This is a genomic window from Nocardia sp. NPDC050435, from assembly GCF_040655395.1.
Taxonomy (GTDB): Bacteria; Actinomycetota; Actinomycetes; order Mycobacteriales; family Mycobacteriaceae; genus Nocardia.
This window is the reverse complement of the sequence record NZ_JBFAJW010000002.1, coordinates 802,095-822,986: the sequence shown is the minus strand read 5'-3', so window position 1 is coordinate 822,986 and position 20,892 is coordinate 802,095. Positions and strand designations below refer to the sequence as shown.

Below are 20,892 nucleotides of genomic sequence, written 5' to 3'. Positions count from 1 at the left end.
GAAGGGGCGGCCTATACGGGCTGGGCATAGACGACCAATTGGGCTCCGTCGGTGCGAATGGTGTACGCACCGGTCCCGAATACTCGCCGGGCGAGCACATACAGGGTTGTCGTCTGGTTGGTCGGGACGACTCCGATGCGCGACTGCGGTGACAGCGGGTATTCGAACTTCGGACCGATCAGCACCAGCTGATCATTGGTGCTCGCCCGTCCGAAACCGTGCCCGACCATGGGCCCGTCGGGCGCGCCGAGCCGGACTTCGATATCGCAGCGAGCCAGGTCGCTGCCGGACACCCGAATGCTCCCCTGTACGGCCGGTCGCCAATCGAGGGGCTGCGCCGGGATGGTGATGGTCGCCAATGCCCGCGAGGCCTGGGTAATATTCGAGCCGCCCGCGAACTGCGCGCTGGCGATCGCCCACGGGCCGCCCAGCCGCGGGCTCGGCGTGGGCCGGAACGCGCTCAGCGTCGCATCCCAGGCCAAGATGTAATCCCGCCCGAGTTCGCGATCGTTCGCGATTCGCACGTCGGCAGCGTCGCGAATGGCTCCCGCTTGTCCCGGATCGCCGATCGGTCCCGGGACGCCGCGCGGAAAACCGATTTCCAGCTGCTGGTTCGGTGCGGCGCCGATCATGCGAGCGGTTGCCTGAGCGTCGGCGGGAAGCGAAACACCGGAACCGGTGAGAACATTCGGCGTGCCCGGCCTGCCGACCTGACCGAAGGCATCACGGAAGGCGATGAACTCCATGCCGGTCCAGAAATAGATCGCGTTCTCCGAAACAACCCGCCACGCTTTGCCCGCGTCGTCCGCGGTCGATCGCAGGTCGGCGAGCGCGGCCGGGTTGGCGATATCGCCCTGCCAGCGCCACGGCCACGAGGTTTCACCGGCGGCGCCCGAGGGCCCGGCCGGACCCTCACGGAGTTCGATCAGCACCTCGCGGTCGAGCAGTTGCATCGGGTTCACGGTGTAGGGCAAGCCGACGGAGTCGGAGACGCCCCGCATCGTGATCATCACCGCGTCGTCGAAAACGACCGCGTTGTCGGCGTTTTGGCTGTCGGTCATCAGATCCCCACGGGTTTGGCCCAGCATGTGATGTGGGCTCCGGGCATGTTGTAGTTGTAGTTCCCGCTGCCCTCCGCGACGCGTCGCAGCACGACATACAAGGTCACGGCGGTATTCGCGGGAATGACCCCGGCCGCGCTGTCCGGTGTCATGGCATTGACGCCGAAATAGGGCTGGAACCGTGCGTAGGAATCGGTGGCGAAGGGAAGCCCCGCGCCCAGCGCGATGATCTGTCCGCTGATCGAACCGATACGGACCTCGGCGTCGATGCGGTAGGCGAAGTTCTCACCATAGGACCGGACGACGACACCGCCGGCGATGACGGGACGCCATGCGGTGTTCTGCGCCGGGATATTCAGCATGGCAACGGTATTCGGGCTGGTGGCCACATTGATCTGGGTGGCCGCGAAACCGGGGCCACCGTCCCACGCGGACGCTTCGACGATGGACCAGGGGCCGCGCAAACCCGGATGAGGTCGCGGCGTCCATTTTCCAGTGCTCGCATTCCACACCGGAACTGCCCGGTCGGCGTGCACCCCATTCGTGTAGTCGGGCGCCTCGCGCAGCGGGCCCGGCCCGCCACTCGGCCCTTTCTGGCCGGGGATGCCGCGCGGAACCTTCAAATGCAGTGTCAGCTCCGGCGGCGTGCCGGTGACAGTGACTTCGAGATCGCTGTCCACCGTGCCGGTGGTGACCGTTCCGATACTGATCGTGCTGCTACGGCCATCCGGGCCCGCGGCACCGAACGCATCGGCGAAGGACTCGAAAGAGGTTCCGTTCCAGTACATCAGCGTGTTGGTCGACTTCACCCGCCAGGCGCGGCCCGCGTGGGCGGGGCCCAGTTTCGGGGTGAGCGCGGACAGTGCCGCCGGATCCGCGATATCGCCCTCCCAGCGGAACCGGTGTGCTGCGGGACCACGCGGCCCGGTAGCGCCGGGCGTGCCCGTCATCAGCTCGAGGGAGCCATCGCCAGGCGTGCCGTGAAACGACTGCACCAAGCCCGGCTCGCCCAGGTTCTCGTCGATCCCGCGAATCAGCGTGGAGTCGAAATACTGCTTGATAGTGGACATTTCACCTCATAGGGGTTGAGCGAACGCGACCAGCGAAGCCATGGCGGTCGAGTAGTTGATCTTGCCCACGCTGGTGCTCGCCACACCTTGGCGCTCGACGACAACGACCAGGTTCGCGCTTTGCCCGGCCGGCACCGACGCGTACGTGGAAGACGGCGAGAGCGTCTTGACCGACTCACTGTCGCCGTACAGCGGGGAAATAGGGCCGAAGATCCAGCCGCCGGACCACCCCGAGCGGTAGTGAGCCACCACGACACCCTCCGAATGCAACAGCCGCACAGTGACGGCGGCGTACTGGGCGTCGTTCGCCTCGGAGAAGAGATAGAGGTGACCGTGCACCACGGGACGCCAGTCGAACGGCTGCGCGGGGATGGTGAAGGTGCCCGCGATCAGCTTGTCGGCCGCGACCGGGTCGGCCGCGGATTTGAAGTCGTTGCCCGACCACGACCACGGCCCGGTCCCGCCCGGCGCTGCCTGTGGACGGAACTTCCGAATACCCGGGTTGTAGGCGAAAACGGCGCCCTGGGTCAGCGTGCCGGTCGTATCGAAATCCTCCGAGGAGTTGATCGCACCGGACGTACCCGCCGGTCCTTTCGGCCCCCGTTGACCGGCCGGCACTGTCACCGACAAGCGCTGTGCCGCATCCGATCCGCTGAACTCGACGCCGGCTTCGGTCAGATCCGCGCGGTGCGCGGTACCGGTGACCGTGATCGAATTCCCGGCCGCGATCGGGCCCTGTGGGCCCACGGTGTTCGGTGAGTGCATCCAGCCGGAGCCGGTCCATACGTCCATGCCGTGGTCGTCCAGCCGATGCCACCACTGCCCGCGGTCATCCGGGCCGAGCCCGGTGGGCCTGGCCCCGGGGCCGTTGATCTCACCCATCTTCCGAAAGGTGGTGCGGGCGCGCCCGCGTTGCCCCTCCGGACCCACAGGCCCAGGCGGCAGTCCGACTCCAGCGACATCGGCGGGAACGCCGACACTCGCCTCCAAGATCGGCAGCCCATTGCCGTCGGGCGTCCGTTTCACCGTGAGGTGGGCGGGAAAGCTGATGTCCGCCATGATGTTTCCTCCAGATCAGAAGATGAGCAGATCGAGATCGGCGCCGACGTCGGTGGCCAGATCCTTCAGGGCGGCGGCGACCCGGCCCAGGCGCTGCCAGGCCTTGACCATGGAGTCCTCTTCGTCCGAGCCGTCACCGACGGTGATCTGCCAGACGGCCGGCACCTCGCGGTCGTCGGTAAAGGTCAGTTCGGTGACATAGTCGGTGAAGACGTGCTGTCCGACTGCGAAACCGATTTGATCGCCGAGTCCGAAGTCCTGACCGAGCAGGTAGGGGGCATTGTCCTCGATGGTCACCCGGTGGCTGGTGTAACCGCGGGTCAGATGCAGACCTTGCCGGGCGGCGACCAGGCCGTCGAGATTGAAGGCCTTGTCACTGCCGGTGATATACAGCTCGCGGAATGCATAAGGGCCGGCCCGTCCGACTCGGCCCTGGTCCCGATATACGTTCCACGCGAGGAAGACATCATTCAGCTGACCGCGGTAGAGCCAGCCCAGCCCGATCAGCGACAGCAACCCCTTGATCGCGATCTCGATGCCGACATTGACCCAGCCCGGTGAGCGCCCGCCGATGATGACGTCGGTCGCGGTCGGCTTGTGCAACGCGATCTCCGAAGCGCCGATCCCCGAATACTCACCCTCGAAGTACCAGACCCAAGGGAAGTTCTGGAATGTGCCGAGCTCGCCCTGCTCGCCGTACACCGATTCGTACTCGGTCGTCGAATCGAGGCGCGGCGTGCGCTTCGGCGTCGTGCCGTCGTCGGCGAATTCTTCGATCCACGACCGGATTCCATCCAGCAGCGTGCCGGTCGGGCCGGTGACCCCCGATTTGTCCACCGTCTCAAGTACCACTGTCGGCTTATCCAGATAGAACCACTCGGGCGCCGGCTGCTCGTCCTCGTCGGGAATGAAGAACCGAGCCGTGAGCATCACGCCCGAGTCTTCCAACATCGGTTGAAAGAGCTTGTCCGCCATGTCGAAGCGGGCCGACGCTGCGCTCCAACGACTGGTGTCGTATCGCGGATCGACCGGGACCACGGCGATCGGGAACAGTGCGTCTCCGACGCCGCTCCAGTCCGGCGAATCATCCGCAGCCGGGGGCTTCCAACCAGCGGATTGCAACCGCATGAGGTTCATCGTCAAATACGTCGTGACCAGGCTTCGGACCGGCCCGAACAAGATATGGTGCCGTGGGAACTGTGCCAGGATCGGCGCGAACGGACTCGCCCAGCAGCAGATCGTCGACACATGGTTCCAGGCGTGGATCGCCTCGATATCCACCGACTCCACGCCGTTGTCGTCTCGTACGATCGACGCCTTCGTGATATAGCCATCCCACCGGAAACCTCTGGTGTTCACAGTGATCGGGATGGTGGCATCCTCCCCGTCCGGGTTATTGAACAGGTGATCGAAGTGCACCATGTCCCGTGGGCAAATCATCTTCAATCCGCCGGGTGCGTTGCGTGGATAGGTGAACTGGAGCGACTGATAGCTGTGCTCTTCACCTACTTCGCGCATATATTTGTCCCAATAGCGAACGAGGACTTCAGGGTTGCGTGCCTGCTCTTGATCCGACTGGTGCGCGCTGTCCATCCGCCTGGCTTCGACGCGCGGATCCCAGGCGCTGGTCATCGGACAATCTCGCGCGTAACGGCACACTCGATGGCCACTACCGAAACCACGCACCACGCGCTGTCACGAAACAAAACTGGACGGCTCATCGAGCGCTACCTTTCAGTTGTTTGAGAAAAGAAACGGCCCACCCCGAATGGGATGGGCCGACGCATCAGAATGGTCGCGAGGAGCGGGGCGTAACCGTTGCGATCAGGGAAGAGTCGGTGGTCCCGCCCTCCACCTTGACGGTGATATCAGCCACAGACCACGGCTCGACCGGCGCCATCCAACGCCGGCCCGCCAGCTGCGCCCACACATTGCGACCTTGGGGGATCCCGGTCGAGTACACGCGGGCGGTGCGATGCCGGGGGTGGGTATCGATACGCAAGGTCTCGCCCACCTTCAACATCGGCGTCTGGACCAGACGTAGCGGAGCGCCATCGACCGGGTCGAGGATGGACCACCGGCCCGGGCCATTCATCGTGTACCGCGGCCACGCGGGCTGATCTGCAGCATTACGCGCCCGGACAGTGCCTTCGCCGAAACCGGAGGCGTTCGTCCATACCGAACTCTCCTCGAAGTGATGCTCGAGCGGGTCCATTGCAACTGCCGACATCTTGTACACCGCAAGCGCATTGCGCGCTGGGTCGACATCGCCAACGGCCTCCGGCGCCGCGTCGAGTTGCGCCTGCTGAAAACGCCAACCCTGGTGCCGCGTGTAGTAGCCGACGGTTACCGGTTTGTCGGTAGTCCAGCCGCGGAACCATGCGTCATGCACAGCATGGAAATCCCGCACCGTGTTCGTCGCGCCGTTCTTGCCCGCGGCCGCGATCACAACCAGGAAGTCCCACTCCTTCTTCGAGCGCACCGAGCGCATGAAGGTAGCGCCGTCTTGTCGTGCGCCCTCGGAGACGAGCAGTTGCACTGGGGCGAACATGAATCCGGACTGTTTGGTCAGCCGTACACCTTCACGGCCCGCATTGACGCCGGCCAGATGCCATACTCGTCCATTGACATCCCACACGACCACCTTTGTGTCGTGCACTTCCAAAAGCTGGTGGGTCATCGACCGAGCCCTCCTCCGCGATGTTGCGCCAGTGTGCGGCGCCGGTGGACGCGTTCGGTCGCGATGGCGACACTCTTCGGGTCCATGCCGTTGAAGTTGTAAATGTCTTGTCGTGCGGTGTGCCCACCCTCGCCTTTCGCGAGATCAACCAATCCGAAGCCGGAGCCCACCAATTCCTTCGCCGTATCGGCCACATAGCTGACGCCCTGCTCAATGGGTTTGAGCACGAGATCTGCCCCCAGCGATCCGGCGAGAGAGCCCAGGGCTTGGCCGATGGCGGTTCCCACTCCAGGCGCGATCGCAGTACCGATCGCCGCGCCGATCGCGCCACCTGCGGTCGAGGCAAGGCCCGAGACACCACCTTTGATCATTCCGAAGATGCCTTCGTCAGCACCGTTGATGGCGCCGGCGATAGCGCCGCTGGCCAAGTCCGCTCCGCTGATACCAAGCGGACCTTTGTCCTGGGCGGGAATTTGTTCGGCGGGCGAATACGGTGCCACCGAGGGCAACGCGAGGCCGGGCAACTCGAGCGTCTCCGCCGTCAGTGGAGTGGGCCCGGGAGCCTCGAGCGTCCGGAGCGGGTGCGAAACAAAGGGTGCGAGCACGGACGCCAAAGCCCCACCCCAACCAGAGCCTCCCGTTTTGGTAGGAAGGTGCGCTGGAAGGTCCCCCACGGGCGCTGTGTAGGCCTGCTGCGAGAGCTGGCCTACGGGTGGGACCAGACCGTCGTCGACCAATCCCCGCAAAAGCTGCGAACTTTGATCGACAGCGTCCGAAAAACCGGGAACCAAACCGTGTAGGAAGTCCGGCGACGGAATCCATCCACTCGTGATCGCGTCGAGGATCGGCATGCCTCCGGACGCCGACGTACGTTGAGCGCCACCGGGATCAGTGATCTGACCGCCGAACCCCGAGTTGCTTTCGGGTACCCGCACTCGCAGCGGATCCGGATTCTGGGTACCGCCGCCAGCCGGGGAGGCAACCGAAGCCGACGCGATCGCTGCACTGAGGACTGGTGAAAGCGCAGCCGCCGCTATCGCCACGCCCCGGCCCACGACGTTTTGAAACAGGTCCAGGAAGCGCCGGTATTCGCCGTCCGGATCGGCAGGAACCAGCGACGGAAAGGCCGTGGGCATGCCGATCTGTGGCTGAGTGCCCAGCCGGTTACCTCCCAGAACAGAGTCGAGTGACTCGAAGCCGGACGGTAGCTCTGCACCCGGATGCCCGAGCGCTGGATCCGCCATCGCCGGATCGAGCGGACTCCACGCTGGCGCCGGCACGGTGTCCAGCCCCGATCCACTACCAAAAGCATTCACCGCCAACAACTGTCGACGTTCTTCGGAGCTGAACCCGGGCCAGAGATCGCGCATACGGTCAGATTGCTCGGGAGCCATTCAAGAATTCCTTTCCTATTCCGCCCAGCCGAGGAAGCTGTTGATCTCGTCGATGGCGGCTGAAGTCCCGATCCTTTCGACCGCGGACTTGACACCCGGGCGCACAATCGGCTCGGGCATATCGCGACCCTGCCGGGCAGCAGTGGTCTTGGACCACACCAGCCAACGGAGCGAGTCCGCTACAGAAGCGAGCAGGTGCTCATTCAGTTGCCAGCGATGGTCATCCGGGTACAGCGCCCTGGACAGGGCGGAGTCGATGGGCGCGTGCATGACGATCGCACGTAGATCGCGCCAACTGAGCTCTTCACCGCCAAGGCGAGAGAGCCGGAGGCCGAGCACAATCAAGTCGTATTCGATTGCCTCGCAGTGCTCTTCGAGAAGAGCATCGAGGCTCAGGATTCCCCCAGGCTCACGCCCGAATGTTCACGCCACTCGTCGAGCAACTCCTGGTACGCGGTCGGATCCATGTCATCGAGAGCAGCGAGCGCTTCGCGGGAAACGCTCAGCTCGATCAATGTGTACATCGCGTCAACATTGTTGAGGCGACGAATGCGGCGAACCAGACCAGGCTTCAGGTAAGACAGTGAGGGGAGTCGGACGTCGACACCGCCAACTGGCCGGACGAAGTCGTTTTTGACTCTCACGATATCGTCGGCGGACGCCGGCGGCTTTGATGTATTCATCTGGTGCACAGACCCTTTCGTATCGAAGTGCGCAGACACCATGAAGGGCCCAGCGGCGGCGGGCGGGCCTGCGCATAGGTTTGATTCCCGCCGCCGCTGGGGGCTTATCAGGCGGTGAAGACGCCGTCGTCGAGGTAGCGGTACGCCTTCACGCCGGCGTCATCCTTGAACGCCTCAACGGTGATGGTGAAGCCGGCCAATTCCTTCGAGACGAACTTCCGCTCGGTGACCTGCGAGATCTTGGCGTTGGGCAGCACGATCCGCAGCTTCTTGGACTCGTTCTTCATGTCGAAAACCCACGAACGCGCGGGCAGCACCGAGCCGGTCTCCTTGACCTTGTACAGGGAGCCGGTCGTCGCGGTCGCAGCGGTGGGGGTGACGTTATCCGGGCCGAAGATCTCGTTCAGCACGTCCTTGTCCCAAACCGCGTACAGCGTCAGACCGAATCGCACCGAGTGCTCGGTCTGCAGCTGCGCGATGATATCGGCGTTCCAGTCCTTGATGGTCTCGACCTTGCGCTCACCCTTCGACTCGATGCCATCTTCGGAGACGTAACCGAGCGGCTTGAGCAGCGGATTGATGGTGTCCGCGGCGGACTGGGGCAGCGGAGTGTTGAGCGGGCCCACCAGGACACCGCCGGTAACGGCGATGTTCGGGGTGCCAGCGCCGATGAACTTGCTAGAGGGCAGAGCCATTGTTATTTCTCCCTTGGGACGTTTGCGCAGGCCCTCGGGATGGGTTATTCAGTTGTAGCCATGGCGATAATATAGTCAGGCCTGACGGCCATCGAAGAAATTCTTACAGATCGAGCACATCCTGCACCGACCTGGCGATTTGAGAAAACAGAGAAGTAACGGAATCTCGTCTTTCTATTGTCCCACCTTCGAAAACAATCCAGACCGGAGGGTCGGGCTCGTCCAAATCTACACCGTCTATGACGGCATGATAGCCAGCGTCTGACTGCATAATCACCAACATGTGTATCGGATCAACTATAGGATTCAACTCAGAAGCCACATCGGACAGACTTTCCATTGCCACTTCTTTTTCCTCGGCGTCAAGCTCCCAAAGCTCAAACGAGCAAATCGACAGAAACGTCCCGGAGCGAGTACCAATGAATCGATAGATTTCTCGGGCGGAAGCCGGTATCGCTGAAGCATTCTGCGAATCCGCCATCGCATCGATGGCCGAATCCGAGGATCCTTCGATGCGATCCAGGTCTAAACCGCCAGAAACCACCTCTCGGTAACTTTCAGCGATTTTTGAAATTGCGATTTCGCATTCGTCCATTACCAACTACCACCTTCCAGCTACGGCTTCGAGAAAAGGATTCTACCGTACATATCGCGCACCTCGATACCAATATTCGGAAACTCTTCTTTAAAATAATTCAAGACATTCACACACGAGGGGCATATGACTTCCGAAGCTGCCATATCGTCTCCTCGCGGACGATCGACTACGATTCGTAGTTTACCTGAGGCATCCGGACGCAGCTTACTGCGCAATTCTTCGAGAATCTTTACCTCTGAATCATTGGAAGGAAATTTGCCGTCAACCTCGTTGATCGGATACCGATTCGGGTCCCCGACAGGTTCTCTTGCCGCGTTGTCGAGTTGAAGATTCTTGTCGTCAAGAAAATCATCTTTTCCGCTTGAAGCACGCGCCGATATTTTCGAGCCATCATCAGCATCGAAGACAGCCGATGCATGCGTCCTCGTTCTTGCATAACCATTGATTGATATTTCGTCTTGAGCACGCTGAACATCATCGCGGAGATCATCGAATCCGTCATTGACTCTGTCCCACACCGGTTTCCTTCGGCCGCGAGGCGGCAATTGCTTACCTGCCCGCTCCCTGCGCTCCGCAGCTTCCAGCCGCAAACGCTGCTGTGCCTCTTTCCACTGCTCTTCAGCGAGCTCTCTCCGAGCCCTCTCTGCCGCCTCATCCGCCGATTCTTTAGCGCCACCGAACATTCCGCTAAAGAATTTCTTTGTTCTGTCTACTGCGCTACCGATGGAACTCCCAACTCCGGCAATCATGCCAGACAGCGCTTTTCCGATCGCCGCAGGTTCCGTGATCAGCATCTGACCCAGCTTCCAGAGCAGCTTCCCGCCGACGGTGAAGATAGACTTGATCAGAAATAGATCGCTGATCGCGAATGCCGTGTTCAGCATACCCATTAGCCAGCGACCATTTTGAAAATCATATATCGCTTGGCGCATAGAGCCGTAGAACGGAATAAGGCTCTCAAGGAAGCTGGGCTCACCGATATCCGGACTATTCGGCGATTCATTCGCAGGGTTTGAAGCCGGCGGCAAGTCAGGCGCCATATTCAGGTCCGGAGCGTCGGCACCGGGGGCCGCAGTCTTTGGCATCGTCTGAGGAAGGTCTGGAACGATGCGCGGCGCATCCAACGCCCCGGTGCCATCCGACTGGGGCGAATTCTGTTGTGCCTGACGGTGATCAGTGGGCGGAAGCAGCGGGTCCGGAAGAGTGTGCTCCGCGGGTATCTGAACATCGTTGCCGCGCGGATACGTCTCATCCCAGACCCCGCCCGGATCGGAATGGATGTATGGCGCACCTTGTGCCGTACCGGGTTGAACGCCCGGTGGGCCGACATCCGCGCCGTTGCTGGGGTAAGAGGGGGCTTCGCGCTCGGACGGCTTCGTTGGTGCGTTGCCGGTGGCAGAGGGGCCACCACCGCCCGCGAACCCGCCCCCGGCATCGTTGGCTCCGCTCTGGTCTTCAGGCCGCGGCGGCCCCTTCTCATAGCGGTAAGGCGCCGGCAGATCGCCGTTCTCGTTAGGAGCCACCGGGGTATGTCGGTATCCGGGCGGAAGTTTTGGTTCGACTCTCGGCATGTTGTCGTCTGACGAATCATTCCCCGGCACAATGATCCCCGGATCATTGTGCGAAGCAACATCGAATCGGAGCTCAGCCAGCGACGATTGAATCAATACATCGCCAGCAAAGATGCGTTCGACCATCCGCACCGCAGAGACCGGAGTCATTCCATGGAAGGTTTGTATCTTGACTGGTGCCGGGAAGAAGTGTGAGTTTTCCGGTGATGACATCACGGCCTTTCAAAAGATGAGAAGAATAACTTCGCCCCAACCCGGGCCGAAAAGATGACGAGCATCCTTATGCAAAGGAGGAACCGACCCTTGAAGGGTGGCGATGTCACGCGGAAGGAGACAACAAAGCCTCGGTCCCCAAGCAGGGACCGAGGCTTCATTGTTCGAACTTGCGAACTTACAGAGGCAGACCCATGGCGAGTTGCCGGTCAAGCTCCTCAAAACTCATTGTCATCGCATGACTAAAGCTCTCCCGGAACATAAGATTCAATTGACAGGTTGCCGTCGGGTTCTGCCGCAATGTCAACCGAGTCCGTGGCGACTGGTCGTCCGCGATTACATCGGGATGCAGGCCAGCATTTTGCCATCTTCGGCGCATGGGCTCAAGTCGGCATGACGGCGATCGAACCTGAAATTATTTGGTGGCTCGAAATTCGAATCTATAACTTGAGGCTTTTAAAGTATTTCAGAATCGATGCCATTTTCCCAGTCCGCATCTTTTTCTGGATATCGCCAGTCACAGATGAATCTCACCGCCAGGTTGCAGGATATCTTAGGAGCAGAAGCTTTCACGGGAGTATGTTCCACACCGAGATCCATTGGTTCAGCTCATCTTGAATATCCGGAGTCGCCCACTTCTTGATATAGCGACATCTGTTGAGCTCCATCTTTATATATCTCAGTTCACGAATTCGAGAGATCGATAGCTCCCGCCAACGGGAAGCATCGGCGACTACCGTTTCGAACTGGCCACGGTGACGGTCCAGGAACCACATAAAGATATCTCGCCCGTCAAGTATCGGGTCACCGGGAATTGACGCATGCCGATTGATCATTTCAGCCCGCAACAACATAACAGATGCTGTTTGAGCTCTGCGTTCGAACTCATCTGGGGTCGACTCGCGAATACGCTCCCGAGCGAGTATAGAGATCCGCGCCCACTTCAGCCCTGTAGCAAAGTCCTCTCTCATGGCCTTGGCCCCGGAGATCTCAGCCAAGCCTCTCCAGTTGAAGTCTTTTGGAATGTCGGATCGGCCAAGCCGGGCTTCAAGCGTGGCGAAGTCCAGCGAGAGAATTTGGTTCAACAGGTCGGGCGCGTAATCCATGTAATTCCATCCAGAGTAGTTTAGGGGAATATTATGCCATAGCGAGCAAAAGCCTCTCGCCCAACATCCATACTCTCCAAACTGGGTTGAAAATGACCTGAATGCGGTGTAATTTCCAGCCCGAAGTAGCCCATACCTTTATCGCCTCCGATAGAAGCCTCGCCCGCAGCCATAACCTTACCCTCCCTAACCAATACAGAGTGTGGAACCTCACCAAATCCCGGTACGTCGTGTGGAATCACTAGTAGCTCGCCATCGAGTGTCACCGCCCATTTGATTCTTTCACCGGTATTTATGAGATCATCAAAGCTATCTGCTGCGGGTGTTATTGGAAATATGCCGGCAGCGTCAGCATCGGCGAGCTCAGATTCAAGCTCGTTTTTCATCTTATTCGAGAAGGGCCCCTTGCCGAAGGGGGCCACGTAGTCCTCACCACCGCCGGGCACCCTCGGCTGCGGCCGTGTACTCGTGCCATCGAATATCTGCCTCAGGCGTTCAGCTAGCTGCCTCTTAGTTCGATTTGCTGCGGCGTACGCCTCTGCCGCAGCGTTGCCGAATGAATCTACTAATCGGCCCAAGAATCTAGCCACCGGCTGGCCGACTTTGCGCCCGAGAAATCCTATGCCCGTTAGGTCAAGAATCAGAAAGCCCATATTCAAGGCGAATCCGCCCCAGTTTCCACGCAACCCGTCGGCGATCGCTTGCCGCAAAGCGCCGTAAACCGGGATGAAGCTTTCCAAGAGACTGGGATCGCTCGAAATGTATTCGCCCAGCCAACGTAGTAACTCCTCCAGCGCACTTGGATCCTCGGGTTCGGCCTTCTGGAGTTCCGGTTCTTCCACGGGCTCCGGTGGTGGAGGCACCCGCAGTAGCGGGCCGCCCGGCGGCGGGTCCAGCGGCGAAACACCGCTGTCAATGCCGGGTTCGGTTCCGCTGGCAGGCGTTGAGGTTGTCGCATCGTCGCTTGGTCCACCGGGGCCGGCTTGTGGCTGCGGTGCCGGCGACTGCTCGTCGCGTGCGGCACCAGGATTGGTATGCGCGGCGTTCCCTGGACTTGGCTCCGGCTGCGTACCTTGCTCTGGTACAGATCGACCAGATCCGGGCGTCGGGATCGGGTACGCATCATCTTCGGAGCCGGGAATCGGCACGGGATACCCGTAGTGGACTCTTCCCTGCTCGTCGCGCCAAATGTGAACTGGCGTCCCGTCGTCCCAAATCGGGTCGTCGTTGTTCCAGACCAGGTGCCGCCCCGGCGGATTTTCGATATACCGCATCTGCGGGGCCGGAGTGGTCGTGCCCGGTTGCTGCTTTGGAGCGCTGCCGCTCTGGCCGCCCCCGCTAGCCCCGCCCTGCCCGGTTCCACCGCCCGCATTTGGAACTGGTCCCGCGCCGCCAGTGCCCGGCAGCGTCGATCCCGGGTCTGGACCGGTGCGATAAACGGTGTATTCCTGTCCCGGGCCCGCAGGCGTTCGCAGTCCCGGATCTCCAGGTGCGATGATCCCGGGATCGATTTCCTGACCTGGAAGGTCGCTGGTCGGTGGAGTGCTCGGACCGACGCCGGCCATCTGCGCATCGCCTGGGACCGGTACCTGTTCGGGTTTGGGCGTGGGAACCGCAGCCGCAATCGGCTGAGCTTGTGCTGCGGGCGCTGTTGGCAATCCGCTGCCCAGGGACTCCACGAGGGACCGGCGTGCATCCAGACGCTTCACCAGTCGGAAGGCTTGCGCGCGATCCATGCCGTTGAAGTTGAAGACGCGCTGCGGCACGGCACCTGTGCCGACTGAAGTAGAAACAGCGAGATCAGAGGGCGGAAGGAGCAGCGCTGAAAGCACTTCTGTTGTTGCCCGCTCCAGACCGGCACGTGCGACTTCGTTGTCGATCTGGTTGAGAGCGTTGTCCAACTGTGGTCGAACCTGTTGCATCAAAGTTGAGATGGCTGCCGAGTTGAACTCCGCGATGGTGTTAGTCACGTCGAGACCTCACAAAAGCAATCGGTGGTCCCCCGGCTCAGACGTCCTCTGTCACTGCGGTATTCGGCTGCGGGGACCGGAGAATTGGCGGCGCTGTTCTTCCGGAGGCGCCGTCGCGCGCTGGGGAGATCGTGGCCAGGCCCCGCAGTCACGGGGTCAATCGAGAACTTTTCCTCGTACGATCAGATCGATGACGATCACGTAGCGCGGGCTGGCGGTGGCCGGATCAGTGCTGTTTTCGATCCCCGCATCCTCGACGTAGTCGCACCACATGGTGCCGATGTAGCCAGGGGCGGCAGTATTGACAAGGGTGCGGACAGTTGCCGCCAAGGCAGCACCGTTGCCCGCATCATCGGAGCACTCGAGCGCGATTCGAGCACGATCTACGATCAAGCGAGCGCCGCGCCGCACTTCGGAATCATCGCCCTCCAGCCGCGGTCTGCGGTCGTCGCGGGTAACCCGAACCATCCGCGCCGGCCTCGGCTCGGGCACCTTGGTCGCCACCTTCGCGGTATCGGAGGCTGCCCCGAGTTTGGTCGTAAGGAAGTCGACCAATGCCTTCTCGACGTCGGGAAACTCGATACGTTCAGTCATGTGAATCAGTTCTCCTGGCGGGCCTGTGCGATGCGGGCGCGGAGCTCTTCGACAAGTCCGGCGTAAGCATCGGTTTTCGTTTCTGCCTCCACGGTTAAGCCGCGGGGGTGCGTGGCGTGCCAAAGCCCGTCGTCCCCCTGGATGACCTGGATGTCATCGAAGTCGTAGAAGGTTTCCGGGTCTGGGGCAGGCCATTGACCGTGTTGGTCCTTCGTGAAGTGCATGCCGAGGTCGAAGACGCCCGGGAGTCCCGAGGGGGTTGGGATCCAACGGATTTCCTCGAGTTCGGAATGCACCCGCACGCCACGCTGGATGAGGTATTCCGCGATGCGCGTGGCCTGTTTGATGCTGGTCACGGTTGGGTCTGCGAGCTTTCGGCCGACGGCGCTACGCCATTCCGGGAGATGGATCACCGAGAGTTCCTCGGCTAGGGCGCGGACCTGGGGGTCCAGTTCCTCGTCGGGCTGGGCGTCGGCGAGTTTGCCGGAGAGGGTCTGCTGGAGCAGGTGCAGGAACTCCGGGGTGACCAGTTGGCCGGAGTCGGTTTTCACGTACTCCGGTGGGGGTTGGTGATTGCCGAAGTTGACCGATTCGACGATTTCTTTGTCGGACATGAGGGTGCGCAGGCCTTTCCGGGGTGTGGGAGGTGGGTCAGATCTCTTCTTTGAGCGAGTCCGGTACCACGTAGCGGACCGCCGGCGGTTCCTGGCCGGGGACGTGCAGGCGCAGGAACGAGCGGAGTTCGTCGATGTGCAGCTGCAGTGCGCGGATGAGTCGGATGGCGTCGCGGAAGCGAGTTTTGTCGTCGGCCGCTTGGGCTTCCAGTTGCTCTACGCGTTCGCGGAGTTTGGAGACTTCGCGCGCCTGCCAGGCCGTGACCGCGCCGATGACCGTCGCGAGTGCCACGCCGAGGGCCTGGACCAGCTCGGCGTTGAGCCATGTTTGGGTAGTCACGGCCTGCCTTTCTGTACAGAAGGGACAGCCCCGGCCGATGACGATGGACGGGGCTGCGGGGGAATTCGCGGCTCAGCGGAACAGGTCGCGCGGGTCCCAGCCGAGCAGGTGGGCGACGCGGATGAGATCGCAGAGGGTGGGTTTGTCACGGGCTATTCGCCCGGCCACCATCGGCCCGAGTTCGTTGCGCACCAAAGTGATCGACTCGGCGTCGAACACATGGGCAAACGACAACGACTGGCACTCCCGATCCACGGCTACTGTCCCCTTAAGCCATCCCCGACCACACTCGATTACGCGACACCATCGGCGCACGTTCAACTCGTCGCCGGGGCCGACCGTCGGCCACGACGCGTACGGACTTCGGGCCGTCGCGGCCCGAGCCCTGTAAACCGCTGCAGGACAGCGGTTTCACATCAATCACCAGTCGCGATCCAGCGGTGGAAGAGCACCTCGAGGGTCCAGCCAGGCATCGAGCCTCGATCTACGCACCGTTCCAGCCTTCCTCTGACCACCACACCGCGGAGCCACGCGCTCCGTCCGCAGAGGATACTCGAACACGTGTTCGACAATCAACAGCATCCGGACCGCAACTGCCTGCGACGGGAGCCGAGCCGGGGTGGTTGAGCACGGCCGAAGCCGCCGGTCAGTGACGTCGCGAGGAGTCGGGCACGATGCGCCCCGCGGCGACCAGGTATCGGAAGGCCGTGCGCTTGCTCCCGCAGCTGTCGAGAGCACAGTCGCGATGCACACGCATCAGCCGATGCGCCTCGTCGACCGACAGCGGTGCGGCCGGGTTGCTATGCGCGGCCGGTTCGAGCAACTCCCACATTTGGTCGGTCATGGATCCTCCCGGGTCGCACTGTGCGCCTCGCTCCCGGCCGAGGGGGTGGCCGGGAGCGAGGCGGGCCGCCCCGGTGTGCGGCATCGTCTGCGACCGCGCTGACATGGCGGGAAACGGTGACCGGTCCGGGGCGTTATGCGGCAGGCTCAGCCCGCTCTGTCACCGAGGTTTCATCGGGGGCGTGCCGCATGGATGACACCGGACCGATCCGCGGTTCCGGTGTGAAATCGACTGCGGCCCCGCGCATCCGATGGACGCTGCGAGGCCGTTCGTAGAGTGCCCGGGGTTGATTCCGGGGTGGAGGCGCAACTGTGGCGCTGCACAAAGCTTCACCTATTCAAGATCGGATGTCAACACCCGGAATCAAACTTTCTTCGAAACCGCAGCTGAGACAGCATTTTTCGCCCCCATGTGGTGCAACACGAAAGTGCCCCGGCCTCTTTCGAGAACGGGGCACCGGGGGTTCGGGAATCAGCTCGCCTCAGCGCGGCGACGGCGTGTGGGATGGCACCGATGTTCGTCGAGCACCCGCCCGACAACGAACTGCTCGGGCCAATCCGGAGCCCACGGACCGGGCAGCGGAGCGATCCTGCCCGCGTCCCTCAGCGTCTGCACACGCCGGACCGTCAAGGTGCGATACTCGTCGCCCAGTTCCTTTGCCAGCGCCGCGATTCCGGACGCATTGAGACGGTGCGCACGGGCGCGCTCGAGCGTCGAGGCATCGAGGACGATCGGCTCCCGGGACGGGCAGACGATGCGCTGTGCGCGCTCGACCACCGCACGGATTCCCGCGGGCGCGGCTTGGACACCGTCGGTCATTGCCAGTGCGACCAGGTTTCGGTCCAGCCAGCGCGCCAAGCCGGCGGTGGTGGTCGAGCCCGAGTACTCGAGGTCGCGTTGTTCGCACACCAGGCGGACCCAGGAGACAAGCGTGGCGTGCAGGGCCGCGGCGGCCTCGGCGGCGGCGGGGTCGTACGGCAGCGCCTGATGGGTCGAGCGGCCGCGCGTGCGGACCCGCACGCCGGTGCGCGCCTGTTTGGTCATCGAGATGGTGAGATCTTCGGCCAGATCCGGGATTTCGCGCAGCAGCCCGGCGAGGGCGCGCAGTTCCGTGCGGTCGAGGAACAGGTCACGGAAATCGTCGCTCACCGTGCGCCCGCCGGGGTGAAGGTCATCTCGTTCAAGGTCTCGGCCAGGCGACGAGAATGGCCGCCGCGGATGTAGTCGTCGGTGTGACGGCCGTCGAACAGATACCCGCGCGCGTAGGCGATCGCGCCCGCCCAGTTGCGCCAGTTGTCCACCGACCACCAGCGCTGCACCTGCCGGCGCGCGGCGACGTCGATCAGGCTCTGCCCCCAGCGCAGCGCGGCTTCGGAACCGGACAGGCTGAAGTACGCACTCAGATCGGCGATCGTGCGCAGCGGGTTGCCGGCGGGCAGCGCCGTGATCGGGTCACCCGGCGCGGCCGCCCAGTAGGTGGGAACGCCTTCGATCAGGCGCTGCCCGGCCACACCGTAGCCACCCGGATCCGCACCGAGACAGTGGCCAGCGGGGCGCAGCGGATCGGCGATCAGGGCACAGGCCAGCACCTCGAGATGCGGGAGTTCGCCGCGGCCGATCTCGGCCGCCAGGTTTCCCGCGATCGCCGCGCCCTGGGAGTATCCCGCGAGAACGACCCGATTCGGGGTCGACTCGACGGCATGGATCAGCGCGCTGCGGCCGGCGGCCAGACTGTCCGCGTAGGCGACTCGCTTCCCGTAGTCCGCCGGGTAGGGGACCATCCGCGGGAGGTACCGCGTGCGGTCGAGGGCGTCGATGAAGGCGCCGGATACGGCCTCCCCGTTAGGGTTCCAGGTGCCGCCGACGACCAGGACGTCGACGACCTCCCGAGTGGCGCGCGAATTCCACAGGCTACGTACCTGATTCGAGACAGGGCCGGGCATGACTGTTCCACCTTCGATGGTTCCGATGCGGATGCTCGGGCCGAATGCCGGGGTTTGCTGATCGATCGCCCCGTGCGGGCTGATCGACCCGAACAAGTAGTTGGTGATGCAAGTCACAGAAGACTCGAAGATGCCGAAGCGGCCGGAAGCCGGCGGTCGCGGCGATGACAGGGATGGCGCGCGCAACGCTGCCGCAGCGCACCCCGCACATCCTGGGCAATGCTCGAATCTAATGTTCCATATGGCACACCATATAGTCCGTTCGGACCTCCATCAACCCCTAACGGAACTTTCCGAGAGGGACCGCAACTAGGATCACACCGGACGCCGCACGCAGAGAACCGTTTGCTATAAATCCGTTCGGACCTCAGAATGGTCCGTATGGGTTCGAAAGAAGCAGCGATTGCTATCAATCGCGCGGTCGGTAACGAGCTTCGAGCGGCACGCGCACGCCGGGACCTGACCCGACAGCAACTGGCAGATCAGACCGGTCTGGCGGTGAGCACGATCCAGCGGTTCGAGAACGGCGAACGGTCGCCGGACATGCCTCAACTGCTCGCGCTGTGCACCGCGTTCGAGGTGTCGGTGCAGTCGTTCGTCGACCTGGCGCTGCGCAACATCGACCTCACCCAGGACTGAGCTCAGACTCCTACGCGCAGCACCGGCCGGGTAGCGCACCCGCGTATTCGGCGACCGCGCGGGCCGGATCGGTGCCGTTCGCCAAAGCGAGCAGCACTACGTCGCACACGGTGCCGATGCCGGCGAGGATGCGCACGGTGACGTCCTCGGCTACCACGCCGCGCTTGTTGTGCGCCGACACCATATCGCTACGCTCCCCCGTGATGATCCCTCGCCGGTCGGGTTTCGTCACCCATCCGACAACGAACTCTGTCGAAAAGTACTGGGCTGCACAGTGATTCGTCATTCAACGACGATTTCGCGCAGCGTCGGAAAGAGCCTAACAGCCGCTTCGTGGCATTCCGCTCCAACCATCCAACAGATGTGGCAGTCCTGGAGCTTGGCGCACAAAGAAGCGGTTGCGCACAGTGCACAACCGCTTGGTTCTTGCTCTTCGTAGCTGCCGAAAGTACTACTGCGGATCGATCCGGTCGGCGATCTTGTTCAGTTCCAGCTGGTAGTAGAGAATTCCGAGGCCGAACACCAGGTTCAGCAGGAAGCCGACGACGGGCTTGCAGATCGGCTCCAGACCCGCGACCTCCTGCGCCTCGGCGATCCGGGAACCGGTGCGCCAGAAGCTGATCAGCGCGCCGATGCCGGTCCAGCCGAGGAAGATGATCACCAGCAGCGGGCCGGTGACCGGGGCGTTGTGATCCCGCTTCAGCTCGGCCATTTCGCGGTGAATCTTGTAGTACCAGACGAAGAAGTAGATTCCCAGCGTGATCAGCGGGAACACCAGCCACGTCAACAGCGGGCTGCGGCGCTGAATCGGCGAGATGGTTTGCGTGGTGGTCATTGTCGATCCTGTCATCGTGAAGAATTGAGCTCGGTCCGCGGGCGGCGGGTCGTTATTGCGTGCCGAACAGGCAGAACAGCTCGGAGGACGCGGACGCGGATCCGGTGCCGCCGGAGGGACACGGGCGGTTCGGATCGGCGGTTTCCAGGCGGAGGACGTAGTTGTAGTCGCCGGTGGCCTGGTTGGGTGAGGTGGCGCTGCACCGGTAGCTCTTCACCTCGCCGTGCAGCTGGGCTTTGCCCGCCTGTTCACACGCGGACCGGCTGCTGTAGGTGCCCGCTTCGATGGTCTTGGCGTTCGCGGTGGTCATTCCGGCGGCGGTGATCGCGGCGGCGAGCATGCCCAGGGCGATGACGCGGTTCATGAACAGATCCTTTCGTGTCCGGCCGACCTGGCCGGAACCGGAAGACATTACATGAATTTTCCTACATGTCTTGTCCCACAGTGGATTTAGAGTTTGCGAAATCGACGCTCGCATTCCGCAATCCTCGTTCCAGGAGCTCCGAAAGGATTTGCGCCCGCCGTGCGGATCGGGAAAGGTACTCCGGTTCACCATCTTCCGGACTCCGATACGAGCCACGGGTGACAAGGACACCGAGATACAAGGCGGCACAGATGAACCTGATCCAGCAACGCGCTTTCGACCAGATGATCGGCGAGCTCGCGGTCGATCTCTTCGACGAGCGCGCTACCGAGGCGGAGCTGCTTTTCCAGCTCGCCGACGACAGCCTCCAGCTGGGCTTCGGGTCGGACACCCAGATGCAGCTGGAATGCTCGGCAGAGCTGTACACGGCGATCGTCCGGGTGATCGGACTGCATCGGCGGACCGGCAGCGGGCTACTGGGGGCCACCTACCATTTCGAGAAGAATCCCGACGGCAGCTGGGACATGGGGCAGCACTATCAGTACGGCGAACCCGAGCCGCACTTCCACGCCGAACCCCAGCGGGGCTGGCGGCACTGGCTCGGGTTCGAGTGAGACCG

At 62.5% G+C, this 20,892-nt stretch carries 25 protein-coding genes; 2 read left to right on the top strand and 23 right to left on the bottom strand.

Translation table 11 applies throughout. The annotated features are described in order from the left end of the window. Positions 1-11: 11 nt before the first annotated feature. The 20 genes from AB0I43_RS08180 to AB0I43_RS08085 form a co-directional block, all read right to left on the bottom strand. Entirely contained in the window at positions 12-1,061 is a 1,050-nt protein-coding gene (locus AB0I43_RS08180; RefSeq protein ID WP_356972167.1) for a hypothetical protein, read from the bottom strand. Then, complete coding sequence (locus tag AB0I43_RS08175) at positions 1,061-2,131, bottom strand: hypothetical protein (RefSeq protein ID WP_357431583.1); 1,071 nt, start codon at positions 2,129-2,131, stop codon at positions 1,061-1,063. The genes AB0I43_RS08180 and AB0I43_RS08175 overlap by 1 nt, the downstream gene beginning before the upstream one ends. 6 nt (positions 2,132-2,137) lie before the next feature. Continuing rightward, a complete protein-coding gene (locus AB0I43_RS08170; RefSeq protein ID WP_357431581.1) occupies positions 2,138-3,190 on the bottom strand; it encodes a hypothetical protein in 1,053 nt (350 codons plus the stop codon). A gap of 15 nt (positions 3,191-3,205) precedes the next feature. Beyond that, positions 3,206-4,822, bottom strand: coding sequence for a phage tail protein (locus tag AB0I43_RS08165; RefSeq protein WP_356972164.1), 1,617 nt, complete (start codon positions 4,820-4,822; stop codon positions 3,206-3,208). A gap of 154 nt (positions 4,823-4,976) precedes the next feature. Beyond that, on the bottom strand, positions 4,977-5,870 hold the full coding sequence (locus AB0I43_RS08160) for a phage tail protein (protein ID WP_356972163.1): 894 nt from the start codon (positions 5,868-5,870) through the stop codon (positions 4,977-4,979). Further along, positions 5,867-7,264 (bottom strand): hypothetical protein, encoded by a 1,398-nt coding sequence (locus tag AB0I43_RS08155; protein WP_356972162.1) that lies wholly within the window; start codon positions 7,262-7,264, stop codon positions 5,867-5,869. Before AB0I43_RS08155 ends, AB0I43_RS08160 begins: the two co-directional genes overlap by 4 nt. 15 nt (positions 7,265-7,279) lie before the next feature. After that, complete coding sequence (locus AB0I43_RS08150) at positions 7,280-7,603, bottom strand: DUF5361 domain-containing protein (protein WP_356972275.1); 324 nt, start codon at positions 7,601-7,603, stop codon at positions 7,280-7,282. A gap of 53 nt (positions 7,604-7,656) precedes the next feature. Further along, positions 7,657-7,956 (bottom strand): hypothetical protein, encoded by a 300-nt coding sequence (locus AB0I43_RS08145; RefSeq protein ID WP_356972161.1) that lies wholly within the window; start codon positions 7,954-7,956, stop codon positions 7,657-7,659. A gap of 98 nt (positions 7,957-8,054) precedes the next feature. Continuing rightward, positions 8,055-8,642, bottom strand: coding sequence for a hypothetical protein (locus AB0I43_RS08140; protein ID WP_356972160.1), 588 nt, complete (start codon positions 8,640-8,642; stop codon positions 8,055-8,057). A 103-nt stretch (positions 8,643-8,745) separates the two neighbouring features. After that, positions 8,746-9,237 (bottom strand): hypothetical protein, encoded by a 492-nt coding sequence (locus AB0I43_RS08135; RefSeq protein WP_356972159.1) that lies wholly within the window; start codon positions 9,235-9,237, stop codon positions 8,746-8,748. A gap of 20 nt (positions 9,238-9,257) precedes the next feature. After that, on the bottom strand, positions 9,258-11,024 hold the full coding sequence (locus tag AB0I43_RS08130; protein WP_356972158.1) for a hypothetical protein: 1,767 nt from the start codon (positions 11,022-11,024) through the stop codon (positions 9,258-9,260). Positions 11,025-11,593: 569 nt separating this feature from the next. Next, complete coding sequence (locus AB0I43_RS08125) at positions 11,594-12,130, bottom strand: hypothetical protein (protein ID WP_356972157.1); 537 nt, start codon at positions 12,128-12,130, stop codon at positions 11,594-11,596. 20 nt (positions 12,131-12,150) lie between these two features. Next, on the bottom strand, positions 12,151-14,100 hold the full coding sequence (locus AB0I43_RS08120; protein ID WP_356972156.1) for a hypothetical protein: 1,950 nt from the start codon (positions 14,098-14,100) through the stop codon (positions 12,151-12,153). 156 nt (positions 14,101-14,256) lie between these two features. Next, on the bottom strand, positions 14,257-14,694 hold the full coding sequence (locus AB0I43_RS08115; protein ID WP_356972155.1) for a hypothetical protein: 438 nt from the start codon (positions 14,692-14,694) through the stop codon (positions 14,257-14,259). 5 nt (positions 14,695-14,699) lie between these two features. Beyond that, the gene (locus tag AB0I43_RS08110; protein WP_356972154.1) at positions 14,700-15,308 is read right to left on the bottom strand and encodes a hypothetical protein; all 609 of its coding nucleotides are present in this window, start codon (positions 15,306-15,308) and stop codon (positions 14,700-14,702) included. Between the two features lie 37 nt (positions 15,309-15,345). After that, positions 15,346-15,648, bottom strand: a complete 303-nt coding sequence (locus AB0I43_RS08105; protein WP_356972153.1) for a hypothetical protein — start codon at positions 15,646-15,648, stop codon at positions 15,346-15,348. A 72-nt stretch (positions 15,649-15,720) separates the two neighbouring features. Continuing rightward, positions 15,721-15,882 carry a hypothetical protein gene (locus tag AB0I43_RS08100; protein WP_356972152.1) on the bottom strand — a complete coding sequence of 54 codons (162 nt, stop codon included), beginning with the start codon at positions 15,880-15,882 and terminating at the stop codon, positions 15,721-15,723. A gap of 412 nt (positions 15,883-16,294) precedes the next feature. Then, a complete protein-coding gene (locus AB0I43_RS08095) occupies positions 16,295-16,492 on the bottom strand; it encodes a hypothetical protein (RefSeq protein WP_356972151.1) in 198 nt (65 codons plus the stop codon). Positions 16,493-16,963: 471 nt separating this feature from the next. Then, positions 16,964-17,641, bottom strand: coding sequence for a hypothetical protein (locus AB0I43_RS08090; RefSeq protein WP_356972150.1), 678 nt, complete (start codon positions 17,639-17,641; stop codon positions 16,964-16,966). After that, positions 17,638-18,435: a PE-PPE domain-containing protein gene (locus AB0I43_RS08085; protein WP_356972149.1), complete on the bottom strand. Its 798-nt coding sequence runs from the start codon at positions 18,433-18,435 to the stop codon at positions 17,638-17,640. The genes AB0I43_RS08090 and AB0I43_RS08085 overlap by 4 nt, the downstream gene beginning before the upstream one ends. A gap of 381 nt (positions 18,436-18,816) precedes the next feature. Here AB0I43_RS08085 and AB0I43_RS08080 point away from each other — a divergent pair, with 381 nt between their 5' ends. Continuing rightward, positions 18,817-19,074 (top strand): helix-turn-helix transcriptional regulator, encoded by a 258-nt coding sequence (locus tag AB0I43_RS08080; protein ID WP_356972148.1) that lies wholly within the window; start codon positions 18,817-18,819, stop codon positions 19,072-19,074. Positions 19,075-19,084: 10 nt separating this feature from the next. Here the strand turns inward: AB0I43_RS08080 and AB0I43_RS08075 are convergent, their stop codons facing one another. The 3 genes from AB0I43_RS08075 to AB0I43_RS08065 all read right to left on the bottom strand — a co-directional run bounded on the left by AB0I43_RS08075 (position 19,085) and on the right by AB0I43_RS08065 (position 20,273). Further along, complete coding sequence (locus tag AB0I43_RS08075) at positions 19,085-19,258, bottom strand: hypothetical protein (RefSeq protein ID WP_356972147.1); 174 nt, start codon at positions 19,256-19,258, stop codon at positions 19,085-19,087. A gap of 267 nt (positions 19,259-19,525) precedes the next feature. Further along, positions 19,526-19,909 (bottom strand): DUF4234 domain-containing protein, encoded by a 384-nt coding sequence (locus tag AB0I43_RS08070; protein ID WP_356972146.1) that lies wholly within the window; start codon positions 19,907-19,909, stop codon positions 19,526-19,528. A 52-nt stretch (positions 19,910-19,961) separates the two neighbouring features. After that, positions 19,962-20,273 (bottom strand): hypothetical protein, encoded by a 312-nt coding sequence (locus AB0I43_RS08065; RefSeq protein ID WP_356972145.1) that lies wholly within the window; start codon positions 20,271-20,273, stop codon positions 19,962-19,964. Between the two features lie 251 nt (positions 20,274-20,524). Between AB0I43_RS08065 and AB0I43_RS08060 the strand changes: the two genes are divergently transcribed. Beyond that, positions 20,525-20,887 (top strand): hypothetical protein, encoded by a 363-nt coding sequence (locus tag AB0I43_RS08060; RefSeq protein WP_356972144.1) that lies wholly within the window; start codon positions 20,525-20,527, stop codon positions 20,885-20,887. The last annotated feature ends 5 nt before the right edge of the window (positions 20,888-20,892 follow it).